General features: G+C 62.4%; 5 protein-coding genes. 2 read left to right on the forward strand and 3 right to left on the reverse strand.

Annotated features, from left to right (window positions below; translation table 11 throughout):
• Positions 1 to 305: 305 nt before the first annotated feature.
• A complete protein-coding gene (locus tag NK667_RS04975; protein ID WP_054614034.1) occupies positions 306 to 13,289 on the forward strand; it encodes a non-ribosomal peptide synthetase in 12,984 nt (4,327 codons plus the stop codon).
• A 172-nt stretch (positions 13,290 to 13,461) separates the two neighbouring features.
• Positions 13,462 to 14,274: an alpha/beta fold hydrolase gene (locus NK667_RS04980; RefSeq protein WP_054614035.1), complete on the forward strand. Its 813-nt coding sequence runs from the start codon at positions 13,462 to 13,464 to the stop codon at positions 14,272 to 14,274.
• 92 nt (positions 14,275 to 14,366) lie between these two features.
• Here NK667_RS04980 and dsbG read toward each other — a convergent pair whose 3' ends face one another.
• From dsbG to dsbD, 3 genes are read right to left on the reverse strand one after another with little or no spacing between them, the layout of a single operon-like run.
• Positions 14,367 to 15,137, reverse strand: coding sequence for a thiol:disulfide interchange protein DsbG (dsbG, locus tag NK667_RS04985; protein ID WP_054614036.1), 771 nt, complete (start codon positions 15,135 to 15,137; stop codon positions 14,367 to 14,369).
• A complete protein-coding gene (locus NK667_RS04990; protein WP_054614037.1) occupies positions 15,113 to 15,979 on the reverse strand; it encodes a TlpA disulfide reductase family protein in 867 nt (288 codons plus the stop codon). The genes dsbG and NK667_RS04990 overlap by 25 nt, the downstream gene beginning before the upstream one ends.
• Positions 15,979 to 17,718 (reverse strand): protein-disulfide reductase DsbD, encoded by a 1,740-nt coding sequence (dsbD, locus tag NK667_RS04995; protein WP_054614038.1) that lies wholly within the window; start codon positions 17,716 to 17,718, stop codon positions 15,979 to 15,981. The genes NK667_RS04990 and dsbD overlap by 1 nt, the downstream gene beginning before the upstream one ends.
• Positions 17,719 to 17,754 lie beyond the last annotated feature (36 nt).

The raw sequence follows: 17,754 nt of genomic DNA on the forward strand, positions 1-17,754 counted from the left end.
CGACAAATTATGTTGAATGATAATGATTGTCAATTGAGAAAGAGAATTAATGCTCCACAAAAGTGCAGAGTGCGAACTGCGACACGCTGTCGCGCCCCCAGCCTGGTTGCCGTTCAAGGCTGCCGACTAATTATTTCAAGACATCAATCGTTCTCATTGGTGAATGGTTCCGGATACGTCCCGGCCAAAACAGCATTCCCAAGCCTTGCGCGGTCGGCGAAGACCGCGCCCTGCACGCCATTTGTATGAGCGTGACGTAGGAAAACCGATTCCAACTTGTAAGCCGAATTCAGGCAGGAAACCTCATGACCGACGCGTTCGAACTCCCCAGCACACTGGTCCAAGCCCTCCAGCGCCGCGCGGCCCTGACGCCGGATCGCGTGGCTTTGCGTTTTCTCGCCGAAACCCCGGATCAGGCGGTGGTACTCAGTTATCAAGAGCTGGATCAGCGCGCCCGCACCATTGCCGGCGCGTTGCAGGCCGAGGCCGGATTTGGCGATCGCGCGGTGCTGTTGTTTCCCAGTGGCCCGGATTATGTCGCGGCATTTTTTGGTTGCCTGTATGCCGGTGTCATCGCCGTGCCGGCCTATCCGCCGGAATCGACCAAGCGTCATCACCAGGAACGCCTGTTGTCGATCATCAGCGATGCCGAACCGCGTCTGCTATTGACCAGCGCCGGCCTGCGCGACGCCTTGCTGCAAATTGAAGGCGCGCCGCCGTTGCTTTGTGTGGACACCCTCGACAGCAATATGGCCGAACGCTGGGTTGCACCGAAACTTGAAGACGACCACATCGCTTTCCTGCAATACACCTCCGGCTCCACCGCGCTGCCTAAAGGCGTGCAAGTCAGCCACGGCAACCTGGTGGCCAACGAGCTGTTGATCCGTCACGGCTTCGGCATCGACCTGAACCCGGACGACGTGATCGTCAGCTGGCTGCCGCTGTACCACGACATGGGCCTGATCGGCGGGCTGTTGCAGCCGATTTTCAGCGGCGTACCGTGCGTGTTGATGTCGCCGGCGTACTTCCTCGGCCGGCCATTGCGCTGGCTTGAAGCGATCAGCGAATACCGCGGCACCATCAGCGGCGGGCCGGACTTCGCTTATCGACTGTGCAGCGAACGGGTCAGCGAATCGGCGCTGGAACGCCTCGACCTGAGTGGCTGGCGCGTAGCCTATTCCGGGTCCGAGCCGATTCGCCTCGACACCCTGGAACGCTTCGCCGAGAAATTCGCCACCTGCGGCTTCACCCCGGACAGCTTCATGGCCTCTTACGGTCTGGCCGAAGCCACGCTGTTCGTGGCCGGCACCCCGCGCGGCCAGGGCATCGGCACCCTGCGCGTGGACGATCAGGCATTGGCACAAAACCGTGCCGAAGCAGGCGAGGGCGCAGCGATCATGAGTTGCGGGATCAGCCAGCCGGATCACGCGGTGCTGATTGTCGATCCGGTTGCGTTAACTGAACTTGCCGACAATGCCGTCGGAGAAGTCTGGGCTGCCGGCCCGAGCATCGCCCACGGCTACTGGCGCAACCTCGAGGCCAGCGCCAAGACTTTCGTCCAGCACGCGGGCCGTACCTGGCTGCGAACCGGCGACCTGGGCTTCAAGCGAGAAAATGAGTTTTTCATCACCGGGCGCCTGAAAGACATGCTGATCGTGCGCGGCCACAACCTTTATCCGCAGGACATCGAGCAAACCGTCGAGCGTGAAGTGGAAGTGGTGCGCAAAGGTCGCGTCGCGGCGTTCGCGGTGAATATCGACGGTCAGGAAGGCATCGGCATCGCCGCGGAAATCAGCCGCAGCGTGCAGAAAATCCTGCCGCCCGACGCACTGATCAAAGCCATCCGCCAAGCGGTGGCCGAGGCGTATCAGGAAGCGCCGAGCGTGGTGGTGTTGCTCAATCCCGGTGCGTTGCCGAAGACCTCCAGCGGCAAACTGCAACGTTCGGCATGCCGCAATCGCCTGGCGGATGGCAGCCTCGACAGCTACGCGTTGTTCCCGTCGGCAGAGGTTGAACGCGAAGCCACGGCGCAATCCGCTTCCGAGCTGCAAAGCCTGATCGCCACAATCTGGTGCGAGCAACTCAACGTCAAACAGGTCAATGCCGACGATCACTTCTTCCTGCTCGGCGGCAACTCCATCGCCGCCACTCAAGTGGTCGCGCGCTTGCGTGAAGAGCTGGGCCTGGAGCTGAACCTGCGCCTGCTGTTCGAAGCCCCGACCCTCGGCGCTTTCGCCGATGCCGTCGCCCGCTTGCAACAGGACGGTGGCCTCGCCCAAGGCGCGATCACGCCGCTGTCGCGCACTGAAGCGATGCCGCAATCCCTGGCGCAAAACCGTCTGTGGATCACCTGGCAACTCGACCCGCAGAGCAGCGCCTACAACATTCCCGGCGCCTTGCGTTTGCGCGGCGAGCTGGACGAAGACGCCTTGCGCGCGAGTTTCCAGCAACTGATCGAACGCCACGAATCCCTGCGCACACGCTTCTTCGAACGTGACGGCGTGGCCCTGCAACGGGTCGATGCGGCCAGTGAATTCAATCTGCAACTGATCGACATCAGCGATTTGCCCGTCGACAAGCGTGAACTGCGCGCGCAACAAATCCGTGAGGACGAAGCCCGTACCCAGTTCGATCTGGAGAAAGGACCGCTGCTGTGGGTGACGCTGGTGCGCCTCGACGACGAGGACCATCAACTGCTGGTGACGATGCACCACATCATCGCCGACGGCTGGTCGCTGAACGTGTTGATCGACGAGTTCTCACGGCTTTACGCCGCCGCGTCTCAAGGCCAGCAAGCCACGCTCGCGGCATTGCCGACCCAGTACGCCGATTACGGCAGCTGGCAGCGTCAATGGCTGGCGCAGGGTGAGGGTGAACGGCAACTGGCCTACTGGAAAAACCAGTTGGGCGACGAGCATCCAGTGCTGAGTCTGGCCACTGACCACCCGCGTTCGGCGCAGCACATCCACAGCGCCGCGCGCCACAGCGTGCGTTTGGGTGTGAGCCTGAGCGAAGCGATTCGCCAGACAGCCCAGGCCCATGAAACCACGCCGTTCATGCTGTTGCTCACCGCGTTCCAGAGCCTGTTGCACCGCTACAGCGGCCAGCGTGACATCCGCATCGGCGTGCCGAACGCCAACCGTCCGCGCCTAGAAACCCAAGGGCTGATCGGCTTCTTCATCAACACCCAAGTGCTGCGCGCCGAGGTGGATTCACGCCTGCCATTCGTTGAGCTGCTGGCGCAAACCCGTCAAGCCGCGCTCGGCGCCCAGGCCCATCAGGATCTGCCGTTCGAGCAACTGCTTGAAGCCTTCCCGCAGGCTCGCGAGTCTGGATTGTTCCAGGTCATGTTCAACCACCAGCAGCGCGACTTGAGCGCATTGCGCCGTTTGCCGGGGCTGCTCGCCGAAGAACTGCCGTGGCACAGCCGCGAAGCCAAGTTCGACCTGCAACTGCACAGCGAAGAGGACCGAAATGGTCGCCTGAGCCTGTCCTTCGATTACGCCAACGAACTGTACGACGCCGCGACCATTGAACGCCTGGCCGAACACTTCACCAACCTGTTGCGCGAGGTTTGCGAACAACCTCAACAAGCCATCGGCGACCTGCAACTGCTGACCTCAAGCGAGCACGATCAGCACGCCTCGTGGAGCGCGGCACCCTGCACACCGGCCAGCCAATGGCTTCCGGAATTGCTCAACGAACAACTGCGCCAGACCCCGGAGCGCACCGCGCTGGTCTGGGATGGCGGCCAACTCGACTTCGCCGAACTGCACGCCCAGGCCAACCGCCTGGCGCATTACCTGCGCGACAAAGGCGTCGGCCCGGATGTGTGCGTGGCCATCGCCGCCGAGCGTTCGCCCCAATTGCTGATCGGCTTGCTGGCGATCATCAAGGCCGGTGGCGCCTACGTGCCGCTGGACCCGGATTACCCGGCGGAACGCCTGGCCTACATGCTCAGCGACAGCGGCGTCGAATTGCTCCTGACCCAGACTGAATTGCTCGACCGCTTGCCGGCCGCCGACGGCGTCAGCGTGATCGCCATGGACGCGTTGCACCTGGAAAACTGGCCGAGTCAGGCACCCGGCCTGCACCTGCACGGCGACAACCTGGCCTACGTGATTTACACCTCGGGCTCCACTGGCCAGCCGAAAGGCGTCGGCAACACCCACGCGGCCCTCGCCGAACGCCTGCAATGGATGCAGAACACCTATCGCCTGAACGACACTGACGTGCTGATGCAAAAAGCGCCGATCAGTTTCGACGTGTCGGTGTGGGAATGCTTCTGGCCACTGATCACCGGCGCACGCCTGTTGATCGCCGGCCCCGGCGAACATCGCGATCCCCACCGCATCGCGCAACTGGTCCAGCAATACGGCGTGACCACATTGCACTTCGTGCCGCCGTTGCTGGCGCTGTTTATCGAAGAGCCGCTGACTACCGAATGCACCAGCCTGCGCCGGGTGTTCTCCGGTGGTGAAGCCTTGTCTGCCGAGCTGCGCAACCGTGTGCTGGAGCAACTGCCGGCGGTGCAACTGCACAACCGTTATGGCCCGACCGAAACCGCGATCAACGTCACCCATTGGCATTGCACCACGGCGGATGGCGAGCGTTCGCCGATTGGCCGGCCGTTGGGCAACGTTATCTGCCGCGTACTCGACAGCGACCTTAACCCCGTGCCGGCAGGTGTGCCGGGGGAACTGTGCATCAGTGGCATTGGCTTGGCCCGAGGTTATCTCGGTCGTCCGTCGCTGACCGCTGAACGCTTCGTGGTCGATCCATTGGGCGAGCAGGGCGCGCGCCTGTACCGCACCGGCGACCGTGCGCGCTGGACCGCCGATGGCGTGATCGAATACCTCGGACGCCTCGATCAGCAGGTCAAGTTGCGCGGCTTCCGGGTTGAACCGGAAGAAATCGAAGCGCGTCTGCTGGCTCAGGACGGTGTCGCCCAAGCCGTGGTGCTGGTGCGCGAAACAGCGGCTGGCGGGCAGTTGATCGGTTACTACACCTCAACGGATTCCTCCGAAGACATTGATGTTCAAACAGCACGCCTGAAAACCGCATTGGCCGCCGAGCTGCCGGAATACATGGTCCCGGCGCAACTGATGCGCCTGGATGAAATGCCCCTGAGCCCAAGCGGCAAACTCGACCGCCGCGCCTTGCCGGAGCCGCAATGGCAGGTCCGCGAACACGTCGAGCCAGTCACCGAACTGGAGCAACAGATCGCCGGCATCTGGCGCGAAGTGTTGGGCCAGAAGCAGATCGGCCTGCGCGATGATTTCTTCGCGCTCGGCGGCCATTCGCTGCTGGCCACGCAAATCATCTCCCGCACCCGTCAGGCTTGCGACGTCGAATTGCCGCTGCGCGCGCTGTTCGAAAACAGTGAATTGGGCGCGTTCGCCGAACAGGTGCGTTTGATCCAGGCCAGCGGGCACACCAACAAGCAACCGCCAATCGAGAAAGTCGACCGCAGCCAAGCGGTGCCGTTGTCCTATTCCCAGCAGCGCATGTGGTTTCTCTGGCAGATGGAGCCGGACAGCCCGGCCTACAACGTCGGTGGCATGGCGCGGCTGCGTGGGGTGCTGGATGTCGGGCGTTTCGAAGCGGCGCTGCAAGCGCTGATCATCCGCCACGAAACCCTGCGCACCACGTTCCCGAGTGTCGATGGTGTGGCCCGGCAACAGGTGCATGCGGATACCGGCATGCGCATGGACTGGAAGGATTTCTCGGCCCTTGACACCGAGCTGCGCGAGCAACGGGTCCAGGCCTTGGCGGATAGCGAAGCCCACACGCCGTTCAATCTGGAAACCGGCCCGCTGCTGCGCGCCTGCCTGGTCAAGACTGCCGAGCAGGAACATTACCTGGTGCTGACCCTGCACCACATCGTCACCGAAGGCTGGGCGATGGACATCTTCGCCCGTGAATTGAGCGCGCTCTACGAAGCCTTCGTCGATGACCGCGAATCGCCGCTGGAACCGTTGCCGGTGCAGTACCTGGATTACAGCGTCTGGCAGCGTCAGTGGCTTGAATCTGGCGAGCGCCAGCGCCAACTCGACTACTGGACCGCGCAATTGGGCCGCGAACATCCGTTGCTGGAATTGCCCGCCGACCGACCGCGTCCGCCGGTGCAAAGCCATCAGGGCGAACTGTTCCGGTTCGACCTGAGCGATGACCTCGCGGCGCGGGTTCGCGCGTTCAATGCGCAAAACGGTCTGACCCTGTTCATGACCATGACCGCCGCCCTCGCTGTGCTGCTTTATCGCTACAGTGGCCAGACCGATTTGCGCATCGGCGCGCCGGTGGCCAACCGTATTCGTCCGGAAAGCGAAGGGCTGATCGGCGCGTTCCTCAACACTCAAGTGTTACGTTGCCAACTCGACGGGCAAATGTCCGTCGGCGAGTTGTTCGAGCAAGTGCGCCACACCGTGATCGAAGGCCAGTCCCATCAGGACCTGCCGTTCGATCACTTGGTCGAAGCCTTGCAGCCACCGCGCAGCGCCGCGTACAACCCGCTGTTCCAGGTGATGTGCAACGTGCAGCGCTGGGAATTCCAGCAGAGCCGCACCCTGGCCGGCATGACCGTCGAGTACCTGGCCAACGATGCCCGGGCGACCAAGTTCGACCTCAACCTGGAAGTCACCGACCTCGACCATCGCCTGGGTTGCTGCCTGACCTACAGCACCGACCTGTTCGACGAACCGCGCATCGCACGGATGGCCGGGCACTGGCGCAATCTGTTGGAAGCGCTGCTGGCGGATCCTCAGCAGCGCCTAAGCGAACTGCCGTTGCTGGAAGTGACGGAGCAGAAAAACCTGCTGAACAGCCTCGGCATCGAGCCGGGCGAACATCGTCTGGACCAGTGCATTCATCACCTGTTCAGCGAGCAAGCCCTGGCGCGCAAGGATGCGCCGGCCCTGACGTTTGCTGGCGAAACCCTGAGCTACGCCGAACTCGACAGCCGCGCCAATCGCCTGGCCTGGATGCTCCGCGAGCGCGGTGTCGGCCCGCAGGTTCGTGTTGGCCTGGCGCTGGAGCGTTCGCTGGAAATGGTCATCGGCCTGCTGGCGATCCTCAAGGCCGGCGGCGCCTACGTGCCGCTGGACCCGGAATACCCGCTGGATCGCCTGCATTACATGATCGAAGACAGCGGCATTGGTTTGCTTCTCAGTGACAAAGCCATGTTCAACGCCCTCGGTGAATTGCCACCGAGCGTGGCGCGCTGGTGCCTGGAAGACGACGCGGCGGAACTGGCCAACTACCCGGCCAGCGAGCTGCCGTTTATCAGCTTGCCGCAACATCAGGCGTACCTGATTTACACCTCCGGCTCCACCGGCAAACCGAAAGGCGTGGTGGTGTCCCACGGCGAAATCGCCATGCATTGCCAAGCAGTGATCGAGCGTTTCGGCATGCGTCCCGACGACTGCGAACTGCACTTCTATTCGATCAACTTCGACGCCGCCACCGAGCGTTTGCTGGTGCCGTTGTTGAGCGGTGCACAAGTGGTGTTGCGTGCTCAAGGTCAGTGGGACGCGGAAGAAATTTGCGGCCTGATCCGCCAGCATCAAATCAACATCCTCGGTTTCACCCCGAGCTACGGCAGCCAGTTGGCGCAGTGGCTGGCGACCCAGGGCGAAACCCTGCCGGTGCGCATGATCATCACCGGCGGCGAAGCGTTGACTGGCGAACACCTGGCGCGGATTCGCGCGGCGTTCAAACCAAGCATGTTCTTCAACGCTTACGGCCCGACCGAAACCGTGGTCATGCCGCTGGCCAGCCTGGCTCCTGACGTGCTGGAAGAAGGCCTCGGCAGCGTGCCAATCGGCAGCGTGATCGGCGCTCGTGTGGCGTACATCCTCGACGCCGATCTGGCCTTGGTGCCGCAAGGCGCGACCGGCGAGTTGTACGTCGGCGGCGCTGGTCTGGCCCAGGGTTATCACGAGAGGGCAGGCATGACAGCGGAGCGCTTTGTGGCGGATCCGTTTGCCGATAATGGCGGGCGTATCTATCGCACCGGCGATTTGGTCCGCCAGCGCGCCGATGGCCTGGTGGAATACCTCGGGCGCATCGACCATCAAGTGAAAATCCGTGGTTTCCGCATCGAACTGGGCGAGATCGAAACCCGTCTGCTGGAACACGAATCCATCCGTGAAGCGGTGGTCCTGGCGCTGGATGCGCCGAGCGGCAAACAACTGGTTGGCTACCTCGTCACCGAAGTCGCCGAGCAGGACGAAACACAACAGGCCGCACTGCGCGAAGCGCTCAAGGTTCACCTGAAATCGCAACTACCGGACTACATGGTGCCGACGCACCTGATCCTGCTGGCGAGCATGCCGCTGACTGCCAACGGCAAACTCGACCGCCGCGCACTGCCGGCGCCGAACCCGGAGCTGAACCGCCAGCACTACGTGGCGCCGAGCAATGAGCTTGAGCTGACGTTGGCCGGCATCTGGTGCGAAGTGCTGAACGTTGCGCAGGTCGGCCTCAACGATAACTTCTTCGAACTGGGCGGCGATTCGATTCTGTCGATCCAAGTGGTCAGCCGTGCACGGCAACAGGGCATTCACTTCAGCCCGCGAGACCTGTTCCAGCACCAGACCGTGCAGACCCTCGCCGCCGTCGCGACGCGCACCGAGCAAGTCACCGCCGAGCAAGGTTTGCTGGTTGGTAAATCTGGTTTGACGCCGATCCAGCACTGGTTCTTCGACACTGATATCCCCGAGCGCCAACACTGGAACCAGGCGTTGCTGCTGGAACCGACCGTGGCGCTGGAACCGCATCGTCTGGAGCAAGCGCTGCTGGCGGTGATCGAACAGCACGACGCCTTGCGCCTGCGCTTCACTCAAGTGGACGCGCAATGGCACGCCGCGCACCAAGCGCTGAATGACACCCCGGTGTTGTGGCAAGTGCGCGTTGCGTCCATGGACAAGTGCAGCGCGCTGTTTGCCGATGCCCAGCGCAGCCTCGACCTCGAACAAGGCCCGCTGCTGCGTGCCTTGCTGGTCGATGGTCCCGAAGGCCAGCAACGCCTGTTCATCGCCATTCACCACTTGGTGGTGGACGGTGTTTCGTGGCGGGTTTTGCTGGACGATCTGCAAACGGTCTACCGTCAACTCGATGCGCAACAGTCGGTGAAACTGCCGGCGAAAACCAGCGCCTTCAAGGACTGGGCGGAACGCTTGCAGGCCTATGCCGGCAGCGAATCCCTGCGCGAAGAACTGGACTGGTGGCAATCACAATTGGCCGGACCAAGTGTCGAACTGCCATGTGATCGCCCGCAAGGTGGCCAGCAAAATCGTCATGCACAAACCGTCAGCGTGCGCCTGGATGCCGAGCGCACCCGGCAATTGCTGCAACAGGCGCCGGCCGCGTATCGCACCCAGGTCAACGACCTGCTGCTGACCGCACTGGCCCAGGTCATGTGCCGTTGGAGCGGTCACGAATCGGCGTTGATTCAACTCGAAGGCCACGGCCGCGAAACCCTGTTCGACGAGATCGACCTGACCCGCACCGTGGGGTGGTTCACCAGCGCTTATCCGCTGCGACTGATCCCGGCGCTGGAGCAGGGCGACTCGATCAAAGCGATCAAGGAACAACTGCGCGCTGTGCCGCATAAGGGCCTGGGTTATGGCGTGCTGCGTTACCTCGCCGACGACCTGTGCCGCCAGACTATGGCCGCGTTGCCGGTGGCGCCGATTACCTTCAACTACCTCGGCCAGTTCGACCAGAGCTTCGGTACGGACGCGTTGTTCCGGCCTCTCGATGAACCAGTCGGCGCGGCCCATGATCCTCACGCGCCGCTGCCAAACGAGTTGAGCGTCGACAGTCAGGTCTACGGCGGTGAACTGGTGCTGCGCTGGACCTTCAGCGCCGAACGCCACGATCCGCACACCATCAGCGATTTGGCAAATGCCTACCTGGGCGAGTTGCAAAGCCTGATCGAACATTGCCTGCTGGATGAGGCCGGTGGCCTGACGCCGTCAGACTTCCCATTGGCGCGACTGACTCAGCCGCAACTCGATGCGCTGCCGATTCCGGCCGCCGTGATCGAGGACGTCTACCCGCTGACCCCGATGCAGGAAGGCATGCTGCTGCACACCTTGCTGGAACCGGGCACCGGCCTCTACTACATGCAGGACCGCTACCGCATCAACAGCGAGCTGGACCCCGAGCGTTTCGCCCAGGCCTGGCAAGCGGTGATCGCCCGTCACGAAGCCTTGCGCGCCTCGTTCTGCTGGAACGTTGGCGAAGACATGCTGCAAGTGATCCACAAACCGGGCAGCACGCCGATTGAGTATCTGGACTGGACTGCCGTCGCCGAAACCGAGCAAGAACCGAAGCTGCAAACGCTGCTGAAAAGCGAGCGTGAAGCCGGGTTCGATCTGCTCAACCAGGCGCCGTTCCACCTGCGCCTGATCAAGGTCGGTGCGGCGCGCTACTGGTTCATGATGAGCAACCACCACATCCTGATCGATGCCTGGTGCCGCTCGCTGCTGATGAACGATTTCTTCGAAATCTACATGGCGCTCGGTGAAGGCCGGGACGCGCAATTGGCCGTGCCGCCGCGTTATCGCGACTACATCGGCTGGCTGCAACGCCAGAGCCTGGCCGAAGCGCGGCAGTGGTGGAAAACCAACCTGCAAGGCTTCGAGCGGACCACGCCGATCCCGAGTGACCGGCCGTTCCTGCGTGAACACGCGGGTGACAGCGGCGGCATGATCGTTGGCGACCGCTATACAAGACTGGATGCCCGTGACGGCGCGCAATTGCGCGAACTGGCCCAAGCCCATCAACTGACCATCAACACCTTCGCCCAAGCGGCGTGGGCCTTGGTGCTGCGGCGCTTGAGCGGTGATCGCGACGTGTTGTTTGGTGTGACGGTAGCCGGGCGTCCGGTTGAAATGCCGGAGATGCAACGCACGGTCGGGCTGTTCATCAACAGCATCGCGCTGCGGGTGAAGATGCCGGAAGACGACCAGCGAGTCAGCGTGCGCCAGTGGCTCAGCGGTTTGCTCGACAGCAACATGCAACTGCGCGAGTACGAATACCTGCCGCTGGTGACGATCCAGGAAAACAGCGAACTGCCGAAGGGTCAGCCGTTGTTCGACAGCCTGTTCGTGTTCGAAAACGCCCCGGTGGAAGTCTCGGTACTGGACCGTGCGCAAAGCCTCAACGCCACTTCGGATTCGGGCCGCACCCACACCAACTTCCCGCTTACGGCGGTCTGCTACCCGGGGGATGACCTTGGTTTGCACATCTCCTACGACCAGCGTTATTTCGACGAAACCACGGTCGAGCGCATGCTCGGCGAGTTCAAGCGTCTGCTGCTGGCGCTGGTGCAAGGTTTCCATGGCGACATGGCCGACTTGCCGTTGCTGGGCAGCGAGGAACAGGACTTCCTGGTCCATGGCTGCAACCAGAGCGAGCACGAATACCCGCTGGAAAAAAGCTACGTCGAATTATTCGAAGCCCAGGTCGCGCAGCATCCACAACGGATTGCCGCGAGCTGCCTCGACCGGCTGCACAGTTACGTCGAACTGAACCAGCGCAGCAACCGTTTCGGTCACGCGTTGATCGCGGCGGGTGTCGGGCAGGATCAACCGGTGGCGTTGCTCGCCGAACGTAATCTCGATCTGCTGGGCATGATCATCGGCAGCTTCAAGGCCGGTGCCGGTTATTTGCCGCTGGACCCGGGCCTACCGAGTCAGCGCCTGAGCCGCATCATTGACCTGAGCCGCACGCCGTTGCTGGTCTGCACTCAGGCCTGCCGCGAGCAAGCGCTGGCGTTGCTGGACGAATTCGGCTGCGCCAATCGACCGAAGTTGCTGGTCTGGGAAGACGTGCAAGCGAGCGACGCGTCGGTGCAAAACCCTGGCATCTACAGCGCCCCGGATAACCTGGCCTACGTGATCTACACCTCGGGCTCCACCGGTTTGCCGAAGGGCGTGATGGTCGAGCAGCGCGGCATGCTGAATAACCAGTTGAGCAAAGTGCCGTACCTGAGCCTGAGCGCTAGCGATGTGATCGCGCAAACCGCTTCGCAAAGCTTCGATATTTCGGTCTGGCAGTTCCTCGCCGCGCCACTGTTCGGCGCGCGGGTGGACATCGTGCCGAACACCATCGCCCATGATCCGCAAGGCTTGCTGGCTCACGTACAGAGCCAGGGCATCACCGTGCTCGAAAGCGTGCCGTCGCTGATCCAAGGTATGCTCGCCCAGGACCGCATCAGCCTCGACGGCTTGCGCTGGATGCTGCCGACCGGTGAGGCAATGCCGCCGGAACTGGCGCACCAATGGCTGCTGCGCTACCCGGAGATCGGGTTGGTCAACGCCTATGGTCCGGCGGAATGCTCGGATGACGTGGCGTTCTTCCGCGTCGACATGGCCTCGACTCGCGGCAGCTATTTGCCGATTGGTACGCCGACCGACAACAACCGTTTGTACCTGCTCGATGGTGCGCTGGAGCTGGTGCCGTTGGGAGCGGTGGGCGAGTTGTGCGTCGCGGGTACGGGCGTCGGTCGTGGTTATGTCAGCGATCCGCTGCGCACCGCCCAGGTGTTTGTGCCGAATCCGTTTGGCGAGCCGGGTGATCGTCTGTATCGCACTGGCGACCTCGCTCGTCGGCGCAATGACGGCGTGCTGGAATACGTCGGACGTATCGACCATCAGGTGAAGATTCGCGGTTACCGCATTGAGCTGGGGGAAATCGAGGCGCGTCTGCACGAGCAACCTGAAGTCCGCGATGGGGCGGTGGGTGTGCAGGAAGGTGTGAACGGCAAGCACTTGGTCGGCTATCTGGTGGCAGCGGATTCGGCGCTTAACCCGAGCGAACGACTGGAGCGGATCAAGCAGCGCCTGCGCGCCGAATTGCCGGAATACATGGTGCCGCTGCACTGGTTGTGGCTCGACAAGCTGCCGCTGAATGCCAACGGCAAACTCGATCGCAAGGCGCTGCCGGCGCTGGAGATCGGCCAGTTGCAGAGCCAGGATTACCAGGCACCGCGCAATGAACTGGAGCAGACCCTGGCAGATATCTGGGCCGAGGTGCTGAAAGTCGAGAAGGTCGGTATTCGCGACAACTTCTTCGAACTGGGCGGTCATTCGCTGCTGGCGACACAGATTGCGTCGCGGGTGCAGAAATCGTTGCAGCGGGATGTGCCGCTGCGGGCGATGTTCGAGTGCAGTACGGTGGAAGAGTTGGCCGAGTACATCGACGGGTTGGCGGCGAATGACATGACCGAGGAGAAGGTCGATCGATTGAATGATCTGATGGCGGAGTTGGAGGGGTTGTAGTTCTCTAGCGTTTGTTCTGGCCTCTTCGCGAGCAAGCCCGCTCCCACAGGTGATCGCATTCCCCTGTGGGAGCGGGCTTGCTCGCGAAAGGGCCGGCACAAACACCATAAGGTTGACTGCCGAGCCCCGGCAGCCCAGTCTTCCCGCTCCATTTTTGGTGAGGAGACAGCTGATGCCCTTCGCAACAATAGACGGACAATCCCTGCACTACATCGACCAAGGCACTGGCCCGGCCGTACTGCTGGCCGGCAGTTACCTGTGGGACCAGGCCATGTGGGCGCCGCAGATTGCCGCGCTGTCGCAGCACTACCGGGTGATTGCCCTGGACCTCTGGGGCCACGGCCAATCAGGTCAACTACCCGAAGGCACTACATCGCTGGATGACATCGCTCGCCAGGCCCTGGCGCTGCTCGATCATCTGGACATCGACCGCGTCACGCTGGTCGGTCTGTCCGTCGGAGGCATGTGGGGCGTGCGTCTGGCGCTGTCCGCACCGCAACGGCTCAACGGCCTGGTGCTGATGGATACCTACGTCGGCGTCGAACCCGAGCCGACTCGCCAATACTATTTCTCGCTGTTCAAACAGATCGAAGACACCGGCGTGATCTCGCCGCAGTTGCTGGACATCGTGGTGCCGATCTTCTTCCGGCCAGGCATCGATCCGCAGTCGGCGCTGTATCAGGACTTCCGCGCGTCATTGGCAGCGCTGCCGGCGGAACGTCTGCGCGAGAGCATCGTGCCGATGGGACGGATTACGTTTGGGCGGGATGATTTGTTGCCGCGTCTGGGCGAGCTGAATCCTGACACCACGCTGGTGATGTGTGGCGATCAGGACAAGCCGCGACCGCCGTCGGAAGCACGGGAAATGGCCGAGTTGATTGGTTGCCCGTGTGTGCTGGTGCCGGAGGCGGGGCATATCTCCAATCTGGAGAATCCCGGGTTTGTGACGGAGGCTTTGTTGGGGTTCTTGGCTGAGAGGAATTAGTCGATCGTTCTGACGCCTTCGCGGGTAAGCCCGCTCCCACAGACAGCGTGAACCTGTAGGAGCGAGGCTTGCCCGCGAAGAGGCCAGTAAGGTCACTTAGGCCCGAGAATCTTCACCAACTTGTCCGGCGACGGCGCGCCTTGCTGTTGCTGCAGCTCACCCTTGTCATCCATGTAGAAAATCGCCGGGGTCGCCTGCAACTCCAGGTCTTCCATCAACTGCATGTTCGCCGCCAGTTTCGCCTGGATCGCCGGTGGCACGTCTTTCATCGCTTTAAGCGAGCTTTCCTTGCCGGATTTTTCGTGGTCTTCCAGGGCTTTGCTCGGGTCTTTGGCAGCGAGCAGCGCGGCGGATTTGCCGGGGCTGTCTTCGCGGATGATGCCGACCATGATGTGCCGCAACTGTACTTTGCCCGACTTGACCCATGGCCGCGCCTGTTCCCAGAACATGTTGCAGTACGGGCAGTTCGGGTCGCTGAACAGGTACACCACGCGCGGCGCATCCTTGTTGCCGTCGCCGATCCAGTTGCTCGCTTCCATCTTGCCCCAGACTTCCTTGGACATTGGCGCGTAGACCAGTTTCTGCAACGGCGCGCTGCTGAGGTCATTGCCGTCGGCGTCGTACAGGTTGCCGAGCAGCACGTGCTTGCCGCCCGGGGTCAGGTACAGCGCGATGCCGCGGTTCTGGTATTGCGCCGCGTAACCGCGCAAACCGTCCGGTGCGTCGAACTGGCCGACGATCTTCGCGCCCTTGGCTTCGATCTTCTTGATCGCCTCGGGCAATTCTTCAGCGGCCTGCGCCGACGGCAAGTGCAGCAGGGCTGCACCCAGGGTCAGCGTCAGCAGGTGGCGGAGGCGGGGCATGGCAATTTCCTTGCAGAGGTGGCCGGTGCGGCAGGAGTGGGGGTGTCGAAGTTTTCCAGGGCACGGGCCAGGCTGGCTTCGGACAATTCGCCCAGATGGCTACCCAGCAGGCGACCGTCGTGGCTATAGAACAGCGTAGTCGGCAAGGCCATGGAGCCGACGGCCTGACCCAAACGGCCGCTGCCATCGAACAGCACGTTGGACAGGCTCAGCCCCTGGGTTTCCAGGAAGGTGCTGACGCTTTGCATGCTTTCGGCCTGGTTGACGAACAGGAAGGTCAGGTCCGGGCGATGTTGCTGGGCGTTTTCCAGTACCGGCATTTCCCGGCGACACGGTGGGCACCAGGTCGCCCAAAGATTGATCACCAGCGGGCCGCCCTGATAGTCCGCCAGTTGCACGGTTTCGCCAGCGGCATTGCGCAAGGTGATTTCCGGCAGGCGCGTGCCTTGTTCGTAAAGGCTCAGGGAGAACGTCGCCAGCAACCAGAACAGCACGCCGCTGCCGACGCCGAAACCCAGAGGCCGGCGCAGACCCGGCCGGCGCCAGCCGCGAAACAACGCCGCCAGCACCAGCACGATCACCCCCGGCCAGGCGAGAAAACCGCCATCGCGCAGGTCGATGATTTGCCACGGATCGTTGCGGTAGTGCGCCCAGTAGGCGATCACGAAACTGATCCGCGCCGCCAGCATGCCTAGCAGAAACAGGCTGAACAGCACCGACTCGGGGTTCTCGCCGCCACGCTTGGCCACCCGCCAACCAACAAAAGTGGCCAGCGCCAGGGCACTGATCAGCAGCAGGTGATTAAGCGCGATGGCAAAGGTGCCGAGGGTAAAGGTCAGCATTAACGGGCATCTCGGGTGGTGGTCCAGCGTTGCAGGAAAGTCTCGGCATCCACCTCACCGGTGATGCGCTGGCTGCGGCGTTCGCTGCCATCGGCACCGATCCACAACAGACTGGGCGGCCCCGGCACTTTGTAACGGCCGAGCAGCTCGCGACTGGCGGCATTGTCGGTGGTCACGTCCAGCCGTAGCAAGCGTACGTCTTTCAGGGCGTCGAGGACCTGCGGTTTGGCGAAGACCTGTTTTTCCATGACCTTGCACGACACGCACCAGTCGGCGTAGTAATCCAGCAGCACCCATTGGCCCTGAGCCTGGGCATCGTCGAGTTCCCGTTGCAGGGCGACGGGGTCCTTGAGCGTGGTGAAGGCCTCGTGACCGACCGGATTTGCGGCATTGTTTGTATTGGATGCGGTGTACACCTGCAACGGCTTGAACAGGTCATCGCTGCCCCCGGCCGCACCGACCATCAGCAGGCTGCCCCAGATCCCGAGCAACAACGCGCTGGCGCCGAACAACTGGGCGACGCGGCCGAAACCTTCGGATTGCTTCCAGGCGCTGTAGGCGGCGATCAGCAGCAGGGCGCCGCACAGGCCGATCCACAAGGATTGATCCAGCACTGGGCGCAGCATCAGCAACGCCGTAGCCAGGAACAGGAAACCGAACACGCCTTTGAGCAGGTTCATCCACGCGCCGGGCTTGGGCAGGAAGCGGTTGCCGACGGTCACCAACAGCAACAGCGGCACACCGATGCCGATGCCCATGGCGAACAGAATCAGCCCGCCATGCAGCGCGTTACCACTCTGTGCGATGTAGAGCAGGGCGCCGGCCAGTGGCGCGGTCATGCATGGGCCGACCAACAAACCGGACAAGGCCCCGAGCACGCCAGCGCCGATCAGACTGCCGCCGCGTTGATTGCGCGAGACGTTTTCCAGTCGATCCCGCAGCGCCACTGGCAATTGCAGCTCGAAGAAGCCAAACATCGGCAGCGCCAGCAGCACGAAGATCGCCGCGAAACTGCCCAGCAACCACGGATTTTGCAGCAGCGCCTGGAGGTTCGCCCCCAGCAGCGATGCGAGCACACCCATCGCCGCATACACCAGCGCCATACAGATCACATAGCTGCTGGCCAGGGCAAAACCACGTTTGGGCGTGGCGCCGCTGCCGACGATCAAACCGGCGAGGATCGGCAGCATCGGCAAGGTGCAAGGCGTAAAGGCCAGCAGCAGGCCGAGCCCGAAGAACACCAGCAAACTCCAACCCAGCGCCCGCTGTTGCAGGTTGCTGGCCAGGGCCTGGTCCGGTGCTTCATTGATAGTTGTGTTCGTCGCGCTGCTGTTGCCCAGGTCGACGATTTTGGTCTGTGGCGGATAACACAATCCAGCATCCGCACAGCCCTGGAAACCAACTTTGATCTGACCCGTGGCACCGGCCGGGATCTTCAATTCCAGGCCTTGGCGATAGACCTGCTGTTCACCGAAGAACTCATCGCTGTGGGACTCGCCCGCCGGCAGCACCGGCTGCTGATCCGGGGCAAGGCCGTCGAATTTCAGGCGTTTCTGATACAGGTAATAACCGTCGGCGATCTGCCAGAACAGCTGGGTTTCACCGGAGTCCAGACGTTCTGACGTGAAAACGAATGCCTGCTCGACGGGGAGGAAATCCGGTTTGGTCTCGAACGGATTGGTCCCTGCCTGGGCCAGACCCGAGATCAAGAGAGCAAAGAGGAAAAACAGTCGACGCATGGGTAAGCCTTGTCCCGGTGCAAGTGAGTTGCACAA

This window comes from Pseudomonas nunensis, from assembly GCF_024296925.1.
Classification (GTDB): Bacteria; Pseudomonadota; Gammaproteobacteria; order Pseudomonadales; family Pseudomonadaceae; genus Aquipseudomonas; species Aquipseudomonas nunensis.

Coding starts and splice junctions, on each gene's coding strand:
- NK667_RS04975 (WP_054614034.1), top strand. CDS start 306: ATGACCGACGCGTTCGAACTCCCCAGCACACTGGTCCAAGCCCTCCAG.
- NK667_RS04980 (WP_054614035.1), top strand. CDS start 13,462: ATGCCCTTCGCAACAATAGACGGACAATCCCTGCACTACATCGACCAA.
- dsbG (WP_054614036.1), bottom strand. CDS start 15,137: ATGCCCCGCCTCCGCCACCTGCTGACGCTGACCCTGGGTGCAGCCCTG.
- NK667_RS04990 (WP_054614037.1), bottom strand. CDS start 15,979: ATGCTGACCTTTACCCTCGGCACCTTTGCCATCGCGCTTAATCACCTG.
- dsbD (WP_054614038.1), bottom strand. CDS start 17,718: ATGCGTCGACTGTTTTTCCTCTTTGCTCTCTTGATCTCGGGTCTGGCC.